We start from the raw sequence: 22,862 nt of genomic DNA on the forward strand, positions 1-22,862 counted from the left end.
TCTGATCCGGGGCCCGCCCCTTTTACGCGTGTTGAGCGCGGTGTTCGGCTCGGCGGCCGGTGGGTGCGCGGGCGGTCCCCGGGCGCGGGAGCACCGCCAGGGGTGGTGCCGCCGACGGCTGTGGCCCGGGAGGTGTGTGCGTACGACTGCCCGGGAGGTGCGTGCGTACGACGGCGCGGGAGGTGCGTGCAGCCACGGGCGGTGGGGCCGCCGCGGGGCGGCCGCCGCTGCTGGTCCGCGGGCGTCGGGCGCCCGGGGGGTCACGCCTTGCGCAGGCGGAAGGTGAGGGTCAGGCCCCCGTCGGTGAACGGGTCGCCGTAGCCGGCGTCCGCCTCGCCCTGGGCGAAGTCGGTGGCGAGGACCTCGTCGGCGATGAGCGCGGAGTGCTCGGTCAGCGCCGCGACGACGGCCGGGTCGGTGGCGGTCCAGCGCAGCGCGATCCGGTCCGCCACGTCCAGGCCGCTGTTCTTGCGCGCCTCCTGGATCAGCCGGATGGCGTCCCGGGCGAGTCCGGCCCGGCGCAGATCCTCGGTGATCTCCAGGTCGAGGGCGACCGTCGCGCCCGCGTCGGAGGCCACCGACCAGCCCTCGCGGGGCGTCTCGGTGATGATCACCTCGTCGGGTGCGAGGGCGACGGTCTCCCCGTCGACCTCCACCGAGGCCGTGCCTTCGCGCAGGGCCAGTGACAGGGCGGCGGCGTCGGCGTCGGCCACGGCCCTGGCGACGTCCTGCACGCGCTTGCCGAACCGCCTGCCGAGCGCACGGAAGTTCGCCTTGGCCGTGGTGTCGACCAGGGAGCCGCCCACCTCGCTCAGCGAGGCCAGCCCCTCGACGTTCAGCTCCTCCGTGATCTGGGCGTGCAGGCCGGGGTCGAGCGTGTCGAAGCCGGCCGCGGCGACGAGCGCGCGGCGCAGCGGCTGCCGCGTCTTGACGCCCGACTCCGCACGGGTGGCCCGGCCCAGCTCCACCAGCCGCCGCACGAGCACCATCTGCCGCGACAGCCCGGGGTCGATCGCGGACAGGTCCGCCTCCGGCCAGGAGGCCAGGTGCACGGACTCGGGCGCGCCCGGTGTCACCGGGACGACCAGGTCCTGCCACACCCGCTCGGTGATGAACGGGGTCAGCGGGGCCATCAGCCTGGTGACGGTCTCCACGACCTCGTGCAGGGTGCGCAGCGCGGCCTTGTCGCCCTGCCAGAAGCGGCGCCGGGAGCGGCGCACGTACCAGTTGGACAGGTCGTCGACGAACGCGGACAGCAGTTTCCCGGCGCGCTGGGTGTCGTAGGACTCCAGGGCCTCGGTCACCTGGTCGGTGAGGGCGTGGAGTTCGGACAGCAGCCAGCGGTCGAGCACCGGGCGCTCGGCGGGGACCGGGTCCGCGGCGGAGGGGGCCCAGCCGGACGTGCGGGCGTACAGCGCCTGGAAGGCGACCGTGTTCCAGTACGTCAGCAGGGTCTTGCGGACGACTTCCTGGATGGTGCCGTGGCCCACCCGGCGGGCCGCCCAGGGGGAGCCGCCGGCCGCCATGAACCAGCGCACCGCGTCGGCGCCGTGCTGGTCCATGAGCGGGATCGGCTGGAGGATGTTGCCCAGGTGCTTGGACATCTTGCGGCCGTCCTCGGCGAGGATGTGGCCGAGGCAGACCACGTTCTCGTAGGACGACCTGTCGAACACCAGGGTGCCGACGGCCATCAGCGTGTAGAACCAGCCGCGGGTCTGGTCGATGGCCTCGGAGATGAACTGCGCCGGGTAGCGGGCCTCGAACAGTTCCTTGTTCTTGTACGGGTAGCCCCACTGCGCGAACGGCATCGAACCCGAGTCGTACCAGGCGTCGATGACCTCCGGCACACGCGTGGCGGTGCTGTCGCAGCCCTCGTGCGGGCAGGTGAAGACGACGTCGTCGATGTACGGGCGGTGCGGGTCGAGGCCCGACTGGTCGGTGCCGGTCAGCCCGGTCAGCTCCGCGCGGGAGCCGACGCAGGTGAGGTGGTCCTCCGCGCAGCGCCAGATCGGCAGCGGGGTGCCCCAGTAGCGGTTCCGGGACAGCGCCCAGTCGATGTTGTTGTTCAGCCAGTCGCCGAACCGGCCGTGCTTGACCGTCTCCGGGTACCAGTTGGTCTGCTCGTTCTCCTGGACCAGGCGGTCCTTGACGGCCGTGGTGCGGATGTACCAGGAGGGCTGGGCGTAGTACAGCAGCGCGGTGTGGCAGCGCCAGCAGTGCGGGTAGCTGTGCTCGTACGGCAGGTGCCGGAAGAGCAGGCCGCGCTGCTGGAGGTCCTCGGTGAGCCGCTCGTCCGCCTTCTTGAAGAAGACGCCCCCGACAAGGGGGACGTCCTGCTCGAACGTGCCGTCGGGGCGGACCGGGTTCACGACGGGGAGGCCGTAGGACCGGCAGACCCTGAGGTCGTCCTCGCCGAAGGCGGGGGACTGGTGGACGAGGCCGGTGCCGTCCTCGGTGGTGACGTACTCGGCGTTCACCACGAAGTGCGCAGGCTCGGGGAAGGGCACCAGCTCGAAGGGGCGCCGGTAGGTCCAGCGCTCCATGTCGGCTCCGGTGAACGTCTCGCCGGTGGGCTCCCACTCCTCGCCGAGCGCCTTGGCGAGGAGCGGCTCGGCGACGACGAGCTGCTCCTCGCCGTTCGTGGCGACCACGTAGGTGACCTCGGGGTGGGCGGCGACCGCCGTGTTGGACACCAGGGTCCACGGGGTGGTCGTCCACACCAGCAGGGCCGCCCGGCCGGCCAGCGGTCCGGACGTCAGCGGGAAGCGGACGTAGACCGAAGGGTCGACGACCGTCTCGTAGCCCTGGGCCAGCTCGTGGTCGGACAGGCCGGTGCCGCAGCGCGGGCACCAGGGGGCGACGCGGTGGTCCTGGACGAGCAGGCCCTTGTCGAAGATCTGCTTCAGCGACCACCAGACCGACTCGATGTACTCGGGGTCCATGGTGCGGTAGGCGTCGTCGAGATCGACCCAGTAGCCCATGCGGGTCGTCAGCTCGGCGAACGCGTCGGTGTGCCGGGTCACCGACGCGCGGCACCTGGCGTTGAACTCGGCGATGCCGTACGCCTCGATGTCCTGCTTGCCGGAGAAGCCGAGCTCCTTCTCCACCGCGAGCTCCACGGGCAGGCCGTGGCAGTCCCAGCCGGCCTTGCGGGCCACGTGGTGGCCGCGCATGGTGCGGAAGCGGGGGAAGACGTCCTTGAAGACCCGGGCCTCGATGTGGTGGGCACCGGGCATGCCGTTGGCGGTGGGCGGGCCCTCGTAGAACACCCACTCGGGGCGCCCCTCGGACTGCTGCAGGCTCTTGGCGAAGATCTTCTGCTCGCGCCAGAAGTCGAGCACGCCGTGCTCGAGGGCGGGCAGGTCGACCTGGGCGGGCACCTGGCGGTACGTAGGCGATGTCATCAGCGAGCTTCCTCCGGCGGACGTGCTGCCTTCCGTCGGAGGGACGAGAGCCGTTCGTACGCCGTGTGCGGCGCGCTCCCGCGGTACCACCCTCCTTGGCCCTCCGGTGCCGGGTGTGCTCCGGTGGGCCCCCTCATTGGGGCCGCGATGCCGGGTCTACTCGCCGCCCGCCCGGTGGCTGCGGCTTTCTTCCGGCGGCTCCGGGGTGATCTTCACGTCGCGCTCGCCCCCGGGCTTCCACCGTCCCCGGGTCGCTCTGGGCTGCGTACGCCGCTACTCGTCCCCATCCACGCTTTTCGCTCCGCCCAGTGTACGGCGCTCCGGGGGTGCCGGCCGACCCGTTTCCGCGCCGTCCGGGGGCCGGGCCGGAGGGTGTCCGGGATGACCCGATCGGCCCGGTGCGGGGCCGTGGGTTCCGGGAGGCCCCGCCCGCCGGATTACCCGGCGGGGAGCTGGGCACAACGGATGCATGCCGGCCGCGCGGCGCACGCGGGCCGGGCGAATCGGGCGGCGTGCCCCGTTGCCGCGGGACCCGAGTCGATTTATCGTCCCAGCACGATTCGCGTGCAAGATCACAATATGTGAAGGGGCCGCGGCCATGGTGGCGAAGAAGACCGCCGCACAGCAGTCGGCGTCCCGAGGGTCCGCCGGCTCCGCGGCCGGAGACACCGGCGGGATCAGGCAGGCGCCCAAGGCGGCCTCCGGGAGAGACGCGGACGCCACGACGGACCCGGGGACGCTGGTGGACCCGGTGGGAGCGGCGGACCCGGCCGGGCCTGCTCCGGCGGGGACGACGGCAGCGCGGAAGCCCTCGGCGAAGAAGGCCGCGACCGGGGAGGCGGCGGTGAAGAAGACCGCGTCCGGGGAGGCGACGACCGGGAAGGCCGCGACCGGGAAGGCCGCGACCGGGGAGACCGCCGTGAAGAAGACGGCGGCCCGGAAGGCTCCTGCCGGGGGAGCCGCGAAGAAGACCACCACGAAGAAGGCCACGAAGAAGGCCACCACGAGGAAGGCCACGGCGAAGAAGACCACCACGAAGAAGGCGCCCGCGAGGAAGCCGGCCGCGAGGGGGGCCGACGCGAAGAGGGCCGGGGCGAGCGGGGGCGCGGCCGCCGGTGTCGGCGCCGGCACCGGACGGAAGAGCACGCCAAGCCCCACCGGCACGACCAGCACCAGCAACACCGGCACCACGAGCAACACCGGCACCACGAGCAGCACCGGCACCACGAGCAGCACCAGCACCACGAGCAGCACCGGCACCAGCGGCACCACGAGCAGGTCGACGAAGAAGGCGGGCGCGGCGAGAGCCGCGGAGCAGACGGGAGCCCCCACGGTGGGTGCGAAGAAGACACCGGGCGCGGCCCCGGCCACGGCGAAGGCCGTTCCCAAGGCGCGCGGCGCCGCGGTGGAGCCGGGCGAGCTGCCCGTACGCCCCGGCGAGGACCCCTGGACGGCCGAGGAGGTCGAGGAGGCCCGCGCCGGCCTGACCGGCGACATGCTGCGCATCCAGGCCGAGCTGGTGTCCTCCCGGGAGTCGCTGGCCGGTCTGATGCGGGACTCCGGGAACGGGGCGGGCGACGACGAGGCCGACACCGGCTCGAAGAACATCACCCGCGAGCACGAGCTGGCGCTTGCCGCGAACGCCCGCGAGATGCTGCTGCAGAGCGAGCGGGCCCTGGAGCGGCTGGACGCGGGCACGTACGGCCTCTGCGAGAACTGCGGCAAGGCCATCGGGAAGGCCAGGATGCAGGCCTTCCCGAGGGCCACGCTGTGCGTGGAGTGCAAGCAGAAGCAGGAACGCCGGTACTGATCGACCGGGCAGGCGTGACGTACCCTCGTCCTCAGTCAGGCACCTAGGTTGAGGGACTCACGTGGCAGAGGCGGAGCGCATCATCGGTACGCCGGGCATCCCCGAGGCGGCACCGGCCGCGCAGGAGCGGGACGACGACGGAACGCAGGCGCGGTCGGACACCCCGGCGGACTCCGCGGACGCCGGTGCGGCGGACGGCACCCGGCCCGCCGAGGAGAGCCCCGAGGAGCCTCCCGGTGAGACTCCCGGGGAGGGCCCTGAGGCGCCTGCGGAGCGGCCGCGCGGGCGGCGCAAGATCGCCGTCCTGTTCGCGGTCGCCGCGTTCGCCTACCTCGTCGACCTGGTCAGCAAGATGATCGTGGTGGCGAAACTGGAGCACCAGGACGCGATCGAGATCTTCGGCGAGTGGCTGAAGCTCGACGCGATCCGCAACCGCGGTGCGGCCTTCGGCTTCGGCCAGGCCTTCACGATCATCTTCACCGTGATCGCGGCCGCCGTGATCGTGGTGATCTTCCGGCTCGCCCGCAAGCTGTACAGCCTGCCCTGGGCGATCGCGCTCGGCCTGCTGCTCGGGGGCGCCCTCGGCAACCTCACCGACCGGATCTTCCGCGCGCCGGGGGTGTTCGAGGGCGCGGTCGTCGACTTCATCGCACCCAGGCACTTCGCCGTCTTCAACCTCGCCGACTCGGCGATCGTGTGCGGCGGCATCCTGATCGTGCTGCTGTCCTTCCGCGGACTCGACCCGGACGGCACCGTCCACCGGGACTGAGCGGGACCGGGGCGGATCCCGGACGGACCCCGGACCCGACCCGGACAGATTCCGGACCCGGACCCGGACCCGGACCCGGACCCCGGACAGATTCCGGACGGATCCCGCGCGGGATCCGGGCGGAACCCGGAGGTCCGCGCCGGAGCCGGGCCGGACACCCGGCGGATCCCTCGCGGGCCGCGGCCCGCGGACGGACGGGCCCGCGGACGGACGGGGCGGGCGTGCGGAGGGGTCCGGCCCGTCCGGCATACTCGACGGGTGAGCACGATTCCCGAGATCCGTACCCTGCCCGTGCCGGACGGCCTGGAGGGCGAGCGCGTCGACGCCGCCATCTCCCGCATGTTCGGCTTCTCCCGTACCAAGGCCGCGGAACTGGCGGCCGCGGGCAAGGTGCTGGTCGACGGCACGGTGGTCGGCAAGTCCGAACGGGTCAGCGGCGGGGCCTGGCTGGAGGTCGAGATGCCGCAGGCGGCCGCCCCCGTGCAGGTGGTGGCCGAGCCGGTCGAGGGCATGGAGATCATCCACGACGACGGGGACGTCGTGGTCGTCGTCAAGCCGGTCGGCGTCGCCGCCCACCCCTCGCCGGGCTGGAGCGGCCCGACCGTGATCGGCGGTCTCGCGGCGGCCGGCTACCGCATCTCCACCTCCGGGGCCGCCGAGCGCCAGGGCATCGTGCACCGCCTGGACGTGGGCACCTCCGGCCTGATGGTGGTCGCCAAGTCCGAGCGCGCGTACACCTCGCTCAAGCGCCAGTTCAAGGAGCGCACGGTCGACAAGCGGTACCACACGCTCGTCCAGGGGCACCCGGATCCGACCAGCGGCACCATCGACGCCCCCATCGGCCGCCACCCCAGCCACGACTACAAGTGGGCGGTCACCGCCGACGGCAAGCCGTCGGTCACGCACTACGACCTGATCGAGGCCTTCCGCGCCGCCTCCCTCCTCGACGTGAAGCTGGAGACGGGCCGGACCCACCAGATCCGGGTCCACATGGCCGCCCACCGGCACCCCTGCGTCGGCGACCTGACCTACGGCGCGGACCCCACGCTCGCCAAGCGGCTGCGGCTGACCCGCCAGTGGCTGCACGCGGTCCGGCTCGGCTTCGAGCACCCCGGGGACGGCCGCTGGGCCGAGTTCGGCAGCGACTACCCGGCTGACCTGCAGAAGGCCCTCGACCTGGTCCGTGAGGAGACCTACGGGTGAGCCCCTACACCGTCCGGGTGGCCGGCCTCCCCGCCGACCGCGAGGCGTGCTTCGCCGTCCGCCGGGAGGTGTTCGTCACCGAGCAGGGCGTCCCGCGGGAGATCGAGTACGACGCCCACGACGCGGCCGCCGTCCATGTGCTGGCGGTGCGGGAGGACGGCACCGCGCTGGGCACCGGACGGCTGCTGCACGGCCCGGACGCGGCGGCCAGGACCGGCGGCGACGCCTCGGTGGGCTCGCTCGGGCGGCTGGCCGTCACCCGCGCGGCCCGCGGCCTCGGTGTCGGCGCGGCCCTGGTGCGCGCCCTGGAGGACGCGGCCCGCGACCGGGGCCTCGCCGCCGTCGACCTGCACGCCCAGACCCACGCCCTCGGCTTCTACGAGCGGCTCGGCTACGCGGCGTACGGCCCTGAGTTCCCCGACGCGGGCATCCCGCACCGGGCGATGCGGCGCACCCTGTAGCGCTCCTCGGGGACCGTTCCCGAAGCGACCGCGGACGGTCCGCGCAGATGGTCCGCGCAGACGGGGTGCCGGCGGGATTCCCGGGACGCGGCGGCACAGGCTGTCCGCCGGACGCGACACCCGCACGCGGCGGCGCGCCACGCCGGCGGATCGGCCCGTGGCAGGCTGGGGACCTGCCGAGTGATCGTCCGAGCCGCCGGGGGCGCCGCGCGTGGAACAGTTGGGCCTGGTCTTCCTGCTGCTGCTCGGCGCCCTGCTGAGCGTCCCCCTCGGGGACCGGCTGGGCCTGCCGTCGCCGGTGCTGATGACGCTGTTCGGCGGCGCCCTGGCCCTGGCGGACTTCGTCCCCGACGTCGACGTACCGCCGGACCTGATCCTGCCGCTGCTGCTGCCCCCGCTGCTCTACGCGGCCGTACGGCGCACCTCGTGGCGCCAGTTCGCGGCGAACCGGCGGCCGATCTTCCTGCTGGCCGTGGCGCTGGTGTTCGTCACCATGCTGAGCGTCGCCGCCGTGGCCGACGCGATCGTGCCGGGCCTGCCGCTCGCCGCCGCCTTCGCGCTCGGCGCGCTGGTCGCGCCGCCCGACCCGGTCGCCGCGACCGCCGTCGCCGGACAGCTCGGACTGCCCCGGCGGCTGGTGTCCATCCTGGAGGGCGAGGGCCTCTTCAACGACGTCACCGCCATCGTGCTCTACCACGTGGCGGTCGCCGCGGCCGTCACGGGCAGCTTCTCCCCGTGGCGGGCGGGCCTGGACCTGGTGCTGTCCGCGGTCGTCGCGGTGGCGGCCGGCATCGCCCTCGGCTGGGCCGCGAACCGGCTGCTGGACCTGCTCGGCGACCCCACCCTGCAGATCGGGCTGACGCTGCTGGTGCCGTACGCCTCCTACGTGCTGGCCGAGCAACTGCACGGCTCCGGAGTGCTCGCCGTGCTCACCACCGCCCTGTTCCTGGCCGAGTACGCCTCCGACGCCGACGACGTGATGACCCGGCTGGCCGGGCACACCGTCTGGGAGGTCGTGGACACCCTGGTCACGGGTGTCGCCTTCGGGCTGATCGGACTGGAACTGCACAGCGCCGTGCGGACCGCGTCCGGCCGGTGGGGCGAGATGCTCGCCCGGGCGGCGGCCGTCGCGGCGGTCGTGATCCTCGTACGGCTGGTCTGGCTGCTGCCGGCGACCTGGCTCACCCAGCGCCTGCACGCACGGCGCGACCACGACGAGGACATCCCCGTGAGCTGGCGGGAGACCGTCGTCATGTGGTGGTCGGGGATGCGCGGGGTGGCGTCCGTGGCGCTCGCCCTGGCCCTGCCGCTGGAGACCGACGACGGATCGCCCTTCCCCGACCGCGGAGAGATCGTCTTCATCGCCTTCGGCGTGATCATGGCCACGCTGGTGCTCCAGGGGCTCACGCTGCCCTGGCTGGTCAAGCGCCTGGGAGTGCGTGCCGACACCGAGCGGGAGCAGGCCCTGGAGCGGGCCCTGGCGGCGCGGGCCGCGAAGGCCGCCCGGAGCAGGCTGCGCGAGATCGAGGACGTCGAGGAACTGCCCGAGGAGGTGTCCGAGCGGATGCTGCGGCGGGCCTTCGACATCGGGGTGCGGATCTCCCCCGTGATGGCGGAGGAGGAACGCCGCGAGCCGCACGAGCAGCGGCTGCGCCGGGCCAAGCGGCTGCGCCGGATCGAGGGGGAGATGCTCAGTGCCGCCCGGCACGAGGTGCTGGCCGCGCGCGGCGAACCGGGCGCGGACCCCGAGGTGGTCGACCGGGTGCTGCGCCGGCTCGACGTGCGCAGCCTGCGCTGACGGCTGCCGCGAGGGGCGCGGCACCGGCCGGCGGTCCCTCCGGTGCCGGCCCCCGGCCGGTGCCCACGCGTCCGGCCGGGGTGGTGGGCGGGACTTTCCGTTCGCGTCCCCCGTCCCCGGCGGCCACCCGTCCGTAGGCTGTGATCATGACGCGGAACATTGTGATCAGTGGCGGGGGCACCGGGATCGGGCTCGCCGCGGCGCGCCTGTTCGCCGCGGACGGGGACCAGGTGGTGCTGCTGGGCAGGCGGGCCGACGTGCTGCAGCGGGCCGCCGTGCCGGGGGCGCTGACCTGCCCCGCCGACCTCACCGAGGCCGGGGACGTACGGCGGGTCGCGCGGTTCGTGCGCGACGAGGTCGGCACCGTCGACGTGCTGGTGCACAGCGCGGGCGGGAACGGCCGACTGGAACCGCCGTCCGGGAGCACCGACCCGCTCGACGTCGTCGTACGGGACTGGACGGTGAACTTCCGGCTCAACACGCTCACCGCCGTCCTGCTGACCGAGGCGCTCGCCGAACGGCTCGCCGAGCCCGGAGGGCGGGTGCTGTTCCTCAGCTCCATCGCCGCCTTCCGCGGCTCGGGCAGCGGGGCCTACGCCGCGTCCAAGGCGGCGCTGCACCCCTACCTCCACGACCTGGCCCGGCGGCTCGGCCCGCGCGGGATCACCGTGAACGCGGTCGCGCCCGGCTACGTCGAGGACACCGGGTTCTTCGGCGGGCCCGTCGACGCGGCGCGCCGGGAGCGGCTGGTGGCGGAGACCTCCACCGGGCGGCCCGGCGAGCCGGGGGACGTCGCCGCCACCCTGCACTGGCTGGCGTCCCCGGGGGCCGGCCACATCACCTCTCAGATCGTCCAGGTCAACGGCGGCGCCGAACGCGGCCACTGAAGCCGGTTCAGCCCCGGTCGGGCCGGTGCGGCCGGACCACCGCGCGGCGGTTCGCCGAGCCGTCGGCGGTCCGGCGGCCCGGCGGGCTGTCGGCCGTGAGGTGGCCGGCCGCGCCGTCCGGGGCCGCGCCGTCCGACGGGTCCTCCAGAGCCGGCCGCGGATCCGGCAGCACCGCGTCGGCGGTGTTGACCCGGGGCAGCGCGTAGGGGTGCTCCTCGACCAGCCAGCGGATCATCTGCTCGCGGACGGTGACCCGCGCCCGCCACACGTCGTCGGAGTCCTTCGCCGTCATCAGCGCCCGCACCTCCAGGGTGCTGGGTGTGGCGTCGGTGACGTCCAGGGAGCAGCCGCGGCCGTCCCAGGCGGGGCACGCGCGCAGGATGTCGCGCAGCTTCTCCCGCATCGCCTCCAGCGGCGCCGAGTGGTCCAGATGCCAGTAGACGATGCCGGTCATCTGCGGGGTGCCCCGCGACCAGTTCTCGAACGGCTTGGACGTGAAGTACGACACCGGCATGGTGATCCGGCGCTCGTCCCAGGTCCGGACGGTCAGGAAGGTGAGGGTGATCTCCTCGACGGCGCCCCACTCGCCGTCCACCACGACCGTGTCGCCGATGCGCACCATGTCGCCGAAGGCGATCTGGAGCCCGGCGAACAGATTGCCCAGCGTGGACTGCGCGGCGACACCGGCGACGATGCCGACGATGCCGGCCGAGGCGAGCAGGGAGGCGCCGGCCGCGCGCATCGCCGGGAAGGTCAGCAGCATGGCCGCGGCGGCCATCACACCGACGACGGCCGTGACCACCCGTGTGATCAACGTCACCTGGGTGCGCACCCGCCGGACCCGGGCCGGGTCGTTCTGGGAGCGGGCGAAGCGGGTGTACGACGTCTCGACCACGGCGGCGGCGATCCGGACCACCAGCCACGCGGCCGAGCCGATCAGCACCAGGGTCAGCAGCCGGCCCACGGCGACGCGGTGGTCCGGGAACAGGCGTGCCTCCTGGAACGAACTCCTCAACAGAGCGGCGCAGAGCACGAGCTGGTAGGGGACACGGCCGCGGCGCAGGAGCCCCCACAGGGGGGTCTCGCTGTGCCGCCGGTCCGCCTTGAGCAGCAGTCGGTCCGTCGCCCAGCCGATGAGCAGCGTGAGGACGACCGATCCGCCTGCGACGATCAGCGGGCGCAGTACGTTCTCCATGACTCCGACCGTACTGGCACGATGGCGTCATGGACATCATGCTCTTTCACTCCGCCTACGGCCTGCGGCCCGCGGTGCGCGACGCGGCGGACCGGCTGCGTGAGGCAGGTCACGAGGTGTGGACGCCGGACCTCTTCGAGGGGCGCACCTTCGGGACGGTCGAGGAGGGCATGGCCGGCAAGGACGAGATCGGCAAGGACGAGCTGCTGCGGCGGGCCGTGCTGGCGGCCGCGCCGTACTCCGCGCGCGGGCTGGTGTACGCCGGGTTCTCGATGGGCGCCTCCGTCGCCCAGACCCTCGCGCTCGGCGACGAGCGGGCCCGGGGCCTGCTGCTCCTGCACGGCACCTCGGACATCGCGCCGAACGCCTCCGTGGACGGGCTGCCGGTGCAGCTGCACGTGGCCGAGCCCGATCCGTTCGAGACGGACGACTGGCTCGGCTCCTGGTACCTCCGGATGGGCCGCACGGGCGCGGACGTGGAGGTCTACCGCTACGCCGGGGCCGGTCACCTGTACACCGACCCCGGCCTGCCGGACCACGACCCGGAGGCCGCCGAGGCCACCTGGCGGGTGGCACTCGGCTTCCTCGGGACGCTGTAGCCGGCCGTCCGCCGGCCGTCCGCCGGCCGTGCCGGCCCGTCAGCCGCGGTAGGCGGCCCAGCTCTGCTGCATCCTGGTCACCTGGCCCGCGGTGAACTGGTACATGCAGGCGTCGTACGTGTAGTCCATGAAGTTGTGGATCGGGTCCGCGCCCGCGCTGCGGGTGCAGGTGTCGCGGCCCGTGGGGCACTGGTAGGCGGCGCTCTTCTCGGCCGGGGTGTCCGAGACGTAGTCGCCCTTGCCGTGGCAGCCGCCCTGGAAGGTGTGGTACAGGCCCAGCCAGTGGCCGACCTCGTGGGTCGCGGTGTCGCCCTCGTCGTAGTTGGCGGCCGAGCCGCCCGGCAGGGACGCGTCCAGCACGACCACGCCGTCCATGGAGGGGCTGGAGTTGTAGGAGCTGGGGAAGGTGGCCCAGCCCAGCAGGCCGCCGCCGAGGTTGGCGGTGTAGATGTTGAGGGCGTTCGCGCCGCCCCGGCGCAGCGCGGACTTCATCGCCTTCTCGGCGCTGGAGCCGGAGCTGAGGTTGTACCAGGACGCGTTGTCGGTGTAGTCGGTGGCGGCGAGCGTGAACCGGAAGCCGGAGTCGGTGTTGCCGGAGCCCTGTCCGGAGTAGGCCGCGTCGAGCACGTTCATCTGGGCGTTGACGTCGGTGGCGCTGAGCTTGCCGGCCGTACCGCTGTGGATGACGTGGAAGTAGACGGGGATCGTGGTGCTCGCGGCGGCGGCGGCGGTGAGGCGCCTGCCGCCGGAGTGCAGCCTGTCGAGCCTCTTCGCCAGGTCGGCGTCCATGGCCTCGGCCTTGGCGGTGCTGACCTCGTTGGGCTCGGCTGCGTGCCGGACGGCGCCGGGCCGGGCCTGACGGGCGGCCGCGCTGCCGGTGTCGTCACAGTCGGAGGCAGGGGAGGCAGGGGAGGCAGGGGAGGCGGGGGAGGCGGGGGAGGCGTCGGAGGTGGCCGGACCCGCGGCGGCGGCGCCGGTGGGCGCCGACAGCGGGGTCAGGAGCAGGGCTCCGGCCGCGACGGCCGTGCCGAGAAGGCGTCTGCGCAGGTGGGGGGATATCCGGGCGAGCGCACGCATGCTGGCTCCAAGCGGGGTGGTGGGGAGATGGTTGAGCCAGGGATCTTCCTGGCCGCCGCCCGGAGATTACGTGGACATGACGATCTGACAGGAGGGAGGTTCCGGCCCGATCGAGAACCCGGCGAACGGGGAGGATCGGGCGGATGAACGATCCGTGCGACCGGGGTCCGGTGTCCGGATGTAACAGGGGAGGGGCCGGCGCGGGTGGTGTGTCCGGATTGGGGTGTGTGGCGCACACCACCCGCCGTAGCGACGTGATCCGGCCTTAACGGCTCAGTAGCACAGCGCGCTTGGCCGAAAACAGTCGCCGAGGTGTCCGGCTCACACCGGGTGGTAGGTCCGCTCGACCTTCTGCGTGCCGCTGCGGGTGCGGTACGAGCGGGCCCAGGAGGACGCGGCGTTCGCCTCCGTCTTGTCGGACAGCACGTAGAAGTCCATCTGCGCGCGGTCGGCGGTGATGTCCAGCACGCCGTAGCCGTGGCGGTCGGTGTCCACCCAGTGCACATGCCGGTTGGCGGCGCGGATCAGCGGGGAGGCGACGGCGGAGACGGCGCCCTCGGGCAGCTTCACCAGGTCGTCGAGGTTGTCGGAGGTCACCGAGGTGACCACGAACTCGGTGGCCGCGGACGCCGAGAACGGGTACGTCCCGGCGTTGACCGGCACGTCGTTCGCCCACGCCATGTGGATGTCCCCGGTGAGGAACACGGTGTTGCGGATGCCGTGGGAGCGCAGGTGCGACAGCAGTTCGCGGCGGTCGTCCGTGTAGCCGTCCCACTGGTCGGTGTTGAGGGCGATGCCCTCCTTCGGCAGGCCCAGCAGCTCCGCCAGCGGCTTGAACAGGTCGGCGGTGAGCGCGCCGACGGCGAACGGCGAGATCATCACCGAGTTGCCGACCAGCCGCCAGGTGGCGTCGGAGGACTTCAGCCCGGACTTCAGCCAGTCCAGCTGGGCGCGGCCGGTCAGCGTGCGGTCCGGGTCGTCCACCGAGCCGTTGCCGGCCTTGACCTGCTGGGACCGGAACGAGCGCAGGTCCAGCAGCGAGAGGTCGACCAGCTTGCCGAAGCGCAGCCGCCGGTAGGTGGTCCCGGCGATCGCCGGGCGCACCGGCATCCACTCGAAGTACGCCTGCTTCGCGGCGGCCTGACGGTCGGCGTAGCGGCCCTCCGCGCCCTCCGTGTGGTTCTCCGCGCCGCCGGACCAGGCGTCGTTGGCTATCTCGTGGTCGTCCCAGATCGCCACGACCGGCGCCTCGGCGTGCAGCGCCTGGAGGTCCGCGTCGGTCTTGTAGCGGCCGTGGCGGGTGCGGTAGTCGGCGAGGCTGAGGATCTCGTGCGCCGGGGCGTGCGGGCGTACGACCGTACCGCGGGTGCCGTACTCGCCGTTGCCGTACTCGTAGATGTAGTCGCCCAGGTGCAGCCAGGCGTCCAGGTCGCCGCGGTCGGCGAGGTGGCGGTAGGCGGCGAAGCGGCCGGCCTCCCAGTTGGCGCAGGAGACCACGCCGAAGCGCAGGTTCGCCACGGCGGCGTCGGCGGCGGGCGCCGTGCGGGTGCGGCCCACGGGGGAGTCGGTGCCGCCCGCGGAGAAGCGGAAGAAGTAGTCGGTGGCGGGGGCGAGGCCGCGTACGTCCGCCTTGACGGTGTGGTCGGCCGCTGCGGTCGCGGTGACCGAGCCCCGGGCGACGACGTTGGCCAGCGCCTTGTCGGTGGCGACGACCCAGCTGACGGCCGTGTCCGGACCGAGGCCCGAGCCGGGCCCGGCCTCCGCGGTCGGGGTCACCCGGGTCCACAGCAGGATGCCGTCGGGCAGCGGGTCGCCGGAGGCGACGCCGTGCAGGAAGGAGGGGGCCGACTCCGCGGCGCGCGCCGGCAGCGCGGCGGCGAGCGGCGCGGCGAGCACCGCCGAGGCCGCAGCGGCCTTGACGACCGAACGGCGGCGCGGAGCGGACGGGTTGATGCCTGAATGAGATCTCTCGCGACTGGTCACGGGCGATCAGATTACTGATCGGTAGCGCGTTAGGTAAGGGACGGGCGCACGAAGAGAGGGCGAACGGGCAGCAGTTCGCCCCCTTCCCGTGCGCTCCGGCCTCTGGCGGCGCTGCGGCCCCTACGACCTGCCGTGCCTGGTCGCGCAGTGGTGCCTGGTGCCCTTCGCGCCGTCCCGGAGGCAGATCTCGACGGTCACCTTGATGCCTTCGGCGATCGACAGATCCTTGCGGGCGCAGGAGTTGCCCGAGCCGTTGGAGTCCTCCAGCAGGATGTTGTGGGAGGCGTCCGAGCCGATCCAGACGATGCGGCCGCTGGCCCGCTTGCCGTCGGCCCGGTTGTCGCAGACCGTGAAGATCTCGCCGTCCGCCGCGAAGCCCGCGGCGGCCGAGTTCCACGGGTCGCTGGTGTCGACGTAGATGTCGGTGCCGGCGGAGGCCGGACCGCCCGCGAGCAGCACGGCGGCGGCGCCCGCGACGAAGGTGCCTGTCAGGGTCCTGACACGATTGTTCACTTCACTTCTCCCCGGAGTGGAACGACCTTCGGTCACAAGATCGTTTGAATGATCACGTCTATCCGGCGTGAACGGGGAGTGTCAAACGAGTTCACGACCGCGGCCGCCTCCGGGGCGGAGGCGGCCGCAGTCGGGCAGGGGCGGTCAGGCCTTGAGGGCGGCCTCGATCGCGGTGGTGAACTCGGGGGCCGTCATCGGGGCGTTCCGGCCGTCCGAGCCGGTCAGCTTCTTGCCGTCCATGACGAGGCTGGGGGTGCCGCTGACGTCGTCCTTGTTCGTGTTGAACGTCTGCGACATGGCCAGCGCCCAGGCGTCGTACGTGCCGTTCTGCACGGCGTTCCGGAACTTGGTGTTGCCCTTCAGGGCGTCCACGGAGTCGGCGATCTCGATCAGGTAGTCGTCGCTCTTGAACTTGTCGTCGGACTCGTCGGGGTGGTGCTCCGCCGAGTAGAGCGCCTCCTTGTACGCGAGGAAGGCGTCGGGGCTGACGTTCAACGCCGCGCCGAGGGCGCTCATCGCGTTCTTGGAGCCTTCGCCGCCGGGGCCGATCTCCAGCTTCCCGTCGTCGTCGCTGTCGCCGTCGAGGAACGTGCCACCGATGAACTGGATCTTGTACTTGCCCTCGTCGTAGCCCTTCTTGAGGGTCGGGCCGACGCTCTGCTCGAAGGCGGCGCAGACCGGGCAGCGCGGGTCCTCGTACACCTTCAGGGTCTTCTTCGCGCTGTCCTTGCCGAGGACCACGGTCGTGCCGTTCTCGCCGGTGGTGTTGGCCGGGGCGACGATCTTCTCGTCCAGCGCGGCCTCCCACTGGCTGGGCTTGTTGGCCTGTACGACCGCGTAGCCTATGCCGCCGGCCAGGGCCAGGACGCCGACGATCGCGCCGGCCACGGCGAACTGCCGCCTGACCTTCGCCCGCTTCGCCTCGCGCTCGCGCTCGGCGCGAAGCCGCTCCCGGGCCGCCGTCTTCGCCGCCTGGCTGTTCCGCTTGCTCATGGTGGTGTTCTCCGTAAGGGATGCGCACGCTCGCGTGCGCTGACGTGGGTGGGGGGGAATGAGGACGCGCAGCCCAGGGGGGGGTGCGCGCTCGCCCGGTGCCTTCGGGTGCGGAGCGCCGGACGCGCGGCCCGTCGCGCGGGCGGGGCGGCACGACACGGTGCGGCCCCGGCCCGCCTCGGGGCCGGACGGCGGGTCCGTCAGACGAAGGCGGCGCGGAGCGGCGGGCCGCGCCGTCCCAGAGTGTGGGTGAGCAGCAGATCCCGGGCGGGCGCCGTGCGCCGCTCGGTGCGGGGGAGCCGGGGGGCGGATGCGGGCAGCCGCACCGTCCGTGCGGCGGCGGCCAGCAGCAGCGGCCGGAACGTGGTCGCGGCCATCGCGCCCAGCAGCTGGGCGAGGGCCCGCTCACCGCGGCGCAGCCACGCCGCCGCCAGCAGGCCGACCCCGACGTGCGCCCCGAGCAGCAGCCAGGCGGTCGCCGGGGGTGCCTGGGTCACCACGGCGGCGACCCGGTCGGTGCCGGCGGCGGTCACCCGGGCCAGCGGGGAGCCCACCTCACCGGCGCACAGCAGATCGAGGCCGACCGAACGGAGGGGGCCGGCGACCGGGCCGCCCGCCTGGCCGTAGCAGGTGTGCTGGCCGGTGGTGAAGACCGTGTCGGCGGCCAGCTCCAGCGGGACCAGCAGGGCGGCGATCCGGCCGAAGCCCCGCTCGGCGCCCGCCAGGGCGTAGGCGACGGCGAACACGGTGGCGGCGACCACCGCGACCGTGCCCACCGGCAGCGGGATCCCGGACAGCAGCACGTGCGACGCGGTGCTGAGCGTCACGACCACCGCCGTGAACAGCGCCGCGCGCACGGCTCTGAGCTGGGTCCCTGATATGTCCATCGCCTAGGCAGTGTGGCACGAGCTCGGATAAGGGACCCCTAAGGGTTCCCTGTGAGATGCGGCGGACTGCTCACAGTCCCGGTATGCGGCCGTTGCGGAACAGGTCCACGAAGATCTGGTGGTCGGCCCGCGCCCGGCCGCCGTAGCTGTGCGCGAAGTCCACCAGCACCGGGGCGAAGCCCTCCTCGTCGGCCGCGATGGCCGCGTCGATGGCCCGCTCCGTGGAGAACGGCACCAGCGACTCGCCGGAGGTGTCGTCGGCCGCGGAGTGCATCGAGGCGGTCGCCCGCCCCAGGTCGGCGACGACGCTCGCGATCTCCTCCGGGTCGTCGAGGTCGCCCCAGTCCAGGTCCACGGCGTACGGCGAGACCTCGGCGACCAGCTGGCCCGCGCCGTCCAGCTCGGTCCAGCCCAGCCACGGGTCGGCGTGGGCCTGGAGCGCGCGCTGGGAGATCACCGTGCGGTGGCCCTCGTGGCGGAAGTACGCGCGGATCGCCGGGTCGGTGACGTGCCGGGACACCGCGGGCGTCTGGGCCTGCTTGACGTAGATCACCACGTCGTTCTCCAGGGCGTCGCTGGGGCCCTCCAGCAGGATGTTGTACGACGGCAGCCCGGCCGAGCCGATGCCGATGCCGCGGCGGCCCACCACGTCCTTGACCCGGTAGGAGTCCGGGCGGGCCAGCGAGGTCTCCGGCAGCGTCTCCAGATAGCCGTCGAAGGCCGCCAGCACCTTGTACCGGGTGGCGGCGTCCAGCTCGACGGAGCCGCCGCCCGGCGCGAAGCGGCGCTCGAAGTCGCGGATCTCGGTCATCGAGTCCAGCAGACCGAAGCGGGTCAGCGACCGCGCGTCGTGCAGGGCGCCGAGCAGCGGGCCGGTGGCGGTGTCCAGGGTGAACGGCGGCACCTCCTCGCTCTTGGCCCCGGCGGCCAGCGCGTGGATCCGCTCCCGGTAGGCCGCCGCCAGGATCTCCACCAGCTCGGTGATCTGCCCGTCACTGAGCGCCTTGGCGTAGCCGACCAGCGCGACCGAGGCGGCCAGCCGCTTCAGGTCCCAGGTGAAGGGGCCGACGTAGGCCTCGTCGAAGTCGTTGACGTTGAAGATCAGCCGGCCCGTGGAGTCCATGTACGTGCCGAAGTTCTCCGCGTGCAGGTCGCCGTGGATCCACACCCGTGAGGTGCGGTCGTCCAGGTACGCGCCGTCGCCCGCCGGGCCGTCCCCCGCGCTCAGGTCGTGGTAGAAGAGGCACGCCGTCCCTCGGTAGAAGGCGAACGCCGAGGCCGCCATCTTCCGGAACTTCACCCGGAACGCGCCCGGGTCGGCGGCCAGGAGGTCGCCGAAGGCGGTCTCGAAGACGGCGAGGATCTCCTCGCCCCTCCGCTCGGCGCTGAGCTGGGGAACCGACATCGCTGGATGCCTCCTGGTGCAGGTGGTGCGTGACGTGTGGGGCAGGTGTGACCTTCGTCCCGGCAGGACCCCCCGCCCTCCTCCAACGGACGAAGGTACGCGGGAGTGCCCGCCCCGCGGGACCCCGCGGCACCCGGGGAGCGGCTCCGGCCGGTCCGCGGCGGGTGCGGGGCCGGTCCGCGGCGGGGCCGACCCGCGCGGCCGGAACCGCCTCCGGTGTCGGTGGTCGGGCATAGACTTCGGGCCTGTCCCCCAGACCGTCCGCAGACCGTTTGCGTCCCGTCGTCGAGTGTTCGCCTTGGAGGCCGAGCCGTGTCAAAGCCGCCGTTCACGCACCTGCACGTCCACACCCAGTACTCGCTGCTGGACGGTGCCGCGCGGCTGAAGGACATGTTCAACGCGTGCAACGAGATGGGCATGACGCACATCGCCATGTCCGACCACGGCAACCTGCACGGCGCGTACGACTTCTTCCACACCGCGCAGAAGTCCGGGGTCACCCCGATCATCGGGATCGAGGCGTACGTCGCCCCCGAGTCGCGGCGCAACAAGCGCAAGATCCAGTGGGGCCAGCCGCACCAGAAGCGGGACGACGTCTCCGGCTCCGGCGGCTACACCCACAAGACCATCTGGGCGGCGAACGCCACCGGCCTGCACAACCTCTTCCGCCTTTCCTCCGACGCCTACGCCGAGGGCTGGCTGCAGAAGTGGCCCCGGATGGACAAGGAGACCATCGCCCAGTGGTCCGAGGGGCTCATCGCCTCCACCGGCTGCCCCTCCGGCGAGCTCCAGACCCGGCTGCGCCTCGGCCAGTTCGACGAGGCCCTGAAGTCGGCCGCCGAGTACCAGGACATCTTCGGCAAGGACCGCTACTTCCTGGAGCTGATGGACCACGGCATCGAGATCGAGCGCCGGGTCCGGGACGGGCTGCTGGAGATCGGCCGGAAGCTCGGCATCCCCCCGCTGGTCACCAACGACTCGCACTACACCTACGCCCACGAGGCGGGCGCCCACGACGCGCTGCTGTGCATCCAGACCGGCAAGAACCTCTCCGACCCCGACCGGTTCAAGTTCGACGGCACCGGCTACTACCTGAAGTCCACCGACGAGATGTACGCCGTCGACTCCTCGGACGCCTGGCAGGAGGGCTGCCGCAACACCCTCCTGGTCGCCGAGCAGGTCGACACCGCCGGCATGTTCGAGAAGCGCGACCTGATGCCGAGGTTCGACATCCCCGAGGGGTACACCGAGGTCAGCTGGTTCCGCGAGGAGACCCTGCGCGGCATGCAGCGGCGCTTCCCCGAGGGCATCCCGGACGACCGCATGAAGCAGGTCGAGTACGAGATGGACACCATCATCTCGATGGGCTTCCCCGGCTACTTCCTCGTGGTCGCCGACTTCATCATGTGGGCCAAGAAGCAGGGCATCGCGGTCGGCCCCGGCCGGGGCTCCGCGGCCGGCTCGATCGTCGCCTACGCCCTCGGCATCACCGACCTCGACCCCATCCCGCACGGCCTGATCTTCGAGCGCTTCCTCAACCCCGAGCGCATCTCCATGCCCGACGTCGACATCGACTTCGACGAGCGCCGGCGCGTCGAGGTGATCCGGTACGTGACGGAGAAGTACGGCGCCGACAAGGTCGCCATGATCGGCACCTACGGCACCATCAAGGCCAAGAACGCGATCAAGGACTCCGCCCGCGTGCTGGGCTACCCCTACGCGATGGGCGACCGCCTCACCAAGGCGATGCCGCCGGACGTCCTGGGCAAGGGCATCCCGCTCTCCGGCATCACCGACCCGCAGCACCCCCGGTACTCGGAGGCCGGGGAGATCCGCGCGATGTACGAGAACGAGCCGGACGTGAAGAAGGTCATCGACACCGCCAAGGGCGTCGAGGGCCTGGTCCGGCAGATGGGCGTGCACGCGGCCGGCGTGATCATGTCCAGCGAGACCATCACCGACCACGTCCCCGTCTGGGTGCGCCACACCGACAACGTCACCATCACCCAGTGGGACTACCCGAGCTGCGAGTCGCTCGGCCTGCTGAAGATGGACTTCCTCGGCCTGCGCAACCTCACGATCATGGACGACGCCGTCAAGATGGTGAAGGCCAACAAGGGGATCGACATCGACCTCCTGGCCCTCCCGCTGGACGACCCCACGACCTTCGAACTCCTCCAGCGCGGCGACACCCTCGGCGTCTTCCAGTTCGACGGCGGCCCCATGCGTTCGCTGCTGCGGCTGATGAAGCCCGACAACTTCGAGGACATCTCCGCCGTCTCGGCCCTCTACCGGCCCGGCCCGATGGGCATGAACTCCCACACCAACTACGCGCTGCGCAAGAACGGCCAGCAGGAGATCACCCCCATCCACAAGGAGCTGGAGGAGCCCCTCAAGGAGGTCCTGGACGTCACCTACGGCCTGATCGTCTACCAGGAGCAGGTGCAGAAGGCCGCCCAGATCATCGCCGGCTACTCGCTCGGCGAGGCCGACATCCTCCGCCGCGTGATGGGCAAGAAGAAGCCCGAGGAACTGGAGAAGAACTTCGTCATCTTCCAGGGCGGCGCCCGCAAGAACGGCTACAGCGACGAGGCCATCCAGGCCCTGTGGGACGTGCTGGTCCCGTTCGCCGGCTACGCCTTCAACAAGGCGCACTCCGCCGCGTACGGCCTGGTCTCCTACTGGACCGCCTTCCTCAAGGCGAACCACCCCGCCGAGTACATGGCCGCGCTGCTCACCTCGGTCAAGGACGACAAGGACAAGTCGGCGATCTACCTCAACGAGTGCCGCCGCATGGGCATCCGGGTGCTCCCGCCGAACGTCAACGAGTCCGAGCAGAACTTCGCCGCCCAGGGCGACGACGTGATCCTCTTCGGCCTGTCCGCCGTGCGCAACGTCGGCACCAACGTCGTCGAGTCGATCATCAAGTGCCGCAAGGCCAAGGGGAAGTACTCCTCCTTCCCCGACTACCTCGACAAGGTCGACGCCGTGGTCTGCAACAAGCGCACCACCGAGTCGCTGATCAAGGCCGGCGCCTTCGACACCATGGGCCACACCCGCAAGGGTCTGACGGCCCAGTACGAACCGATGATCGACAACGTGGTCGCGGTCAAGCGCAAGGAGGCCGAGGGCCAGTTCGACCTCTTCGGCGGCATGGGGGAGGAGTCCAGCGAACCGGGCTTCGGACTCGACGTGGAGTTCTCCCCCGACGAGTGGGAGAAGACCTACCTGCTCGCCCAGGAGCGCGAGATGCTCGGCCTGTACGTCTCCGACCACCCGCTGTTCGGCCTGGAACACGTGCTCTCCGACAAGGCCGACGCCGGCATCGCCCAGCTCACCGGCGGCGAGCACGCGGACGGCGCGGTCGTCACCATCGGCGGCATCATCTCCGGCCTCCAGCGCAAGATGACCAAGCAGGGCAACGCCTGGGCCATCGCCACCGTCGAGGACCTGGCCGGGTCCATCGAATGCATGTTCTTCCCCGCCACCTACCAGCTGGTCTCCACCCAACTCGTCGAGGACGCGGTGGTGTTCGTGAAGGGCCGGCTCGACAAGCGCGAGGACGTGCCGCGGCTGGTGGCGATGGAACTGATGGTGCCCGACCTGTCCACCGCGGGCACCAACGCGCCCGTCGTCCTCACCATCCCGGCCATGAAGGTCACCCCGCCCATGGTCGGCCGCCTCGGCGAGATCCTCTCCCACCACAAGGGGGACAGCGAGGTCCGCATCAGGCTCCAGGGGCCGACCCGGACCACCGTGCTGCGCCTGGACCGGCACCGGGTCAAGCCCGATCCGGCGCTCTTCGGCGACCTGAAGGTGCTGCTCGGCCCGTCCTGCCTGGCCGGCTGAGCGGCGGGCCGGGCAGGACGGCGGCCGGG

At 72.3% G+C, this 22,862-nt stretch carries 16 protein-coding genes; 8 read left to right on the top strand and 8 right to left on the bottom strand.

Annotation, left to right across the window (positions count from 1 at the left end):
* Positions 1-260: 260 nt before the first annotated feature.
* The gene (gene ileS / locus AC5K6T_RS05790) at positions 261-3,404 is read right to left on the bottom strand and encodes an isoleucine--tRNA ligase (protein WP_493206222.1); all 3,144 of its coding nucleotides are present in this window, start codon (positions 3,402-3,404) and stop codon (positions 261-263) included.
* Between the two features lie 598 nt (positions 3,405-4,002).
* Here ileS and AC5K6T_RS05795 point away from each other — a divergent pair.
* The 6 genes from AC5K6T_RS05795 (at position 4,003) to AC5K6T_RS05820 (ending at position 10,332) form a co-directional block, all read left to right on the top strand.
* A complete protein-coding gene (locus tag AC5K6T_RS05795; RefSeq protein WP_493206224.1) occupies positions 4,003-5,214 on the top strand; it encodes a TraR/DksA family transcriptional regulator in 1,212 nt (403 codons plus the stop codon).
* 61 nt (positions 5,215-5,275) lie between these two features.
* Positions 5,276-5,983: a signal peptidase II gene (gene lspA / locus AC5K6T_RS05800; protein WP_493206226.1), complete on the top strand. Its 708-nt coding sequence runs from the start codon at positions 5,276-5,278 to the stop codon at positions 5,981-5,983.
* 258 nt (positions 5,984-6,241) lie between these two features.
* A complete protein-coding gene (locus tag AC5K6T_RS05805; RefSeq protein WP_493206227.1) occupies positions 6,242-7,186 on the top strand; it encodes an RluA family pseudouridine synthase in 945 nt (314 codons plus the stop codon).
* Positions 7,183-7,647, top strand: coding sequence for a GNAT family N-acetyltransferase (locus tag AC5K6T_RS05810; protein ID WP_493206229.1), 465 nt, complete (start codon positions 7,183-7,185; stop codon positions 7,645-7,647). Before AC5K6T_RS05805 ends, AC5K6T_RS05810 begins: the two co-directional genes overlap by 4 nt.
* A 211-nt stretch (positions 7,648-7,858) precedes the next feature.
* A complete protein-coding gene (locus AC5K6T_RS05815) occupies positions 7,859-9,445 on the top strand; it encodes a Na+/H+ antiporter (RefSeq protein ID WP_493206230.1) in 1,587 nt (528 codons plus the stop codon).
* A 146-nt stretch (positions 9,446-9,591) separates the two neighbouring features.
* Positions 9,592-10,332 carry an SDR family NAD(P)-dependent oxidoreductase gene (locus AC5K6T_RS05820; RefSeq protein WP_493206231.1) on the top strand — a complete coding sequence of 247 codons (741 nt, stop codon included), beginning with the start codon at positions 9,592-9,594 and terminating at the stop codon, positions 10,330-10,332.
* A 7-nt stretch (positions 10,333-10,339) separates the two neighbouring features.
* Here AC5K6T_RS05820 and AC5K6T_RS05825 read toward each other — a convergent pair whose 3' ends face one another.
* Positions 10,340-11,527, bottom strand: coding sequence for a mechanosensitive ion channel family protein (locus AC5K6T_RS05825; RefSeq protein WP_493206233.1), 1,188 nt, complete (start codon positions 11,525-11,527; stop codon positions 10,340-10,342).
* A 29-nt stretch (positions 11,528-11,556) separates the two neighbouring features.
* Here AC5K6T_RS05825 and AC5K6T_RS05830 point away from each other — a divergent pair, with 29 nt between their 5' ends.
* Positions 11,557-12,126: a dienelactone hydrolase family protein gene (locus AC5K6T_RS05830; RefSeq protein WP_493206234.1), complete on the top strand. Its 570-nt coding sequence runs from the start codon at positions 11,557-11,559 to the stop codon at positions 12,124-12,126.
* A gap of 39 nt (positions 12,127-12,165) precedes the next feature.
* Here the strand turns inward: AC5K6T_RS05830 and AC5K6T_RS05835 are convergent, their stop codons facing one another.
* From AC5K6T_RS05835 to AC5K6T_RS05860, 6 genes are all read right to left on the bottom strand, one after another.
* Entirely contained in the window at positions 12,166-13,203 is a 1,038-nt protein-coding gene (locus AC5K6T_RS05835; RefSeq protein ID WP_493206236.1) for a zinc metalloprotease, read from the bottom strand.
* Positions 13,204-13,524: 321 nt separating this feature from the next.
* On the bottom strand, positions 13,525-15,186 hold the full coding sequence (locus tag AC5K6T_RS05840) for an alkaline phosphatase D family protein (RefSeq protein ID WP_493206238.1): 1,662 nt from the start codon (positions 15,184-15,186) through the stop codon (positions 13,525-13,527).
* A gap of 120 nt (positions 15,187-15,306) precedes the next feature.
* Positions 15,307-15,699, bottom strand: coding sequence for a hypothetical protein (locus AC5K6T_RS05845; RefSeq protein ID WP_493206239.1), 393 nt, complete (start codon positions 15,697-15,699; stop codon positions 15,307-15,309).
* 144 nt (positions 15,700-15,843) lie between these two features.
* Positions 15,844-16,692, bottom strand: coding sequence for a thioredoxin domain-containing protein (locus AC5K6T_RS05850; RefSeq protein WP_493206240.1), 849 nt, complete (start codon positions 16,690-16,692; stop codon positions 15,844-15,846).
* 200 nt (positions 16,693-16,892) lie between these two features.
* Positions 16,893-17,579: a hypothetical protein gene (locus AC5K6T_RS05855; protein ID WP_493206241.1), complete on the bottom strand. Its 687-nt coding sequence runs from the start codon at positions 17,577-17,579 to the stop codon at positions 16,893-16,895.
* A gap of 70 nt (positions 17,580-17,649) precedes the next feature.
* Positions 17,650-18,984: a DUF2252 domain-containing protein gene (locus AC5K6T_RS05860; RefSeq protein WP_493206243.1), complete on the bottom strand. Its 1,335-nt coding sequence runs from the start codon at positions 18,982-18,984 to the stop codon at positions 17,650-17,652.
* Positions 18,985-19,296: 312 nt separating this feature from the next.
* Here AC5K6T_RS05860 and dnaE point away from each other — a divergent pair, with 312 nt between their 5' ends.
* A complete protein-coding gene (gene dnaE / locus AC5K6T_RS05865; RefSeq protein ID WP_493206245.1) occupies positions 19,297-22,833 on the top strand; it encodes a DNA polymerase III subunit alpha in 3,537 nt (1,178 codons plus the stop codon).
* Positions 22,834-22,862 lie beyond the last annotated feature (29 nt).

The organism is Streptomyces sp. B8-7, assembly GCF_058833805.1.

Bases quoted from the DNA above. Each gene is read 5' to 3' on its own strand.
- ileS (WP_493206222.1), bottom strand. From the start codon at position 3,404: ATGACATCGCCTACGTACCGCCAGGTGCCCGCCCAGGTCGACCTGCCC.
- AC5K6T_RS05795 (WP_493206224.1), top strand. From the start codon at position 4,003: ATGGTGGCGAAGAAGACCGCCGCACAGCAGTCGGCGTCCCGAGGGTCC.
- AC5K6T_RS05820 (WP_493206231.1), top strand. From the start codon at position 9,592: ATGACGCGGAACATTGTGATCAGTGGCGGGGGCACCGGGATCGGGCTC.
- AC5K6T_RS05825 (WP_493206233.1), bottom strand. From the start codon at position 11,527: ATGGAGAACGTACTGCGCCCGCTGATCGTCGCAGGCGGATCGGTCGTC.
- AC5K6T_RS05830 (WP_493206234.1), top strand. From the start codon at position 11,557: ATGGACATCATGCTCTTTCACTCCGCCTACGGCCTGCGGCCCGCGGTG.
- AC5K6T_RS05835 (WP_493206236.1), bottom strand. From the start codon at position 13,203: ATGCGTGCGCTCGCCCGGATATCCCCCCACCTGCGCAGACGCCTTCTC.
- AC5K6T_RS05850 (WP_493206240.1), bottom strand. From the start codon at position 16,692: ATGAGCAAGCGGAACAGCCAGGCGGCGAAGACGGCGGCCCGGGAGCGG.
- AC5K6T_RS05855 (WP_493206241.1), bottom strand. From the start codon at position 17,579: ATGGACATATCAGGGACCCAGCTCAGAGCCGTGCGCGCGGCGCTGTTC.
- AC5K6T_RS05860 (WP_493206243.1), bottom strand. From the start codon at position 18,984: ATGTCGGTTCCCCAGCTCAGCGCCGAGCGGAGGGGCGAGGAGATCCTC.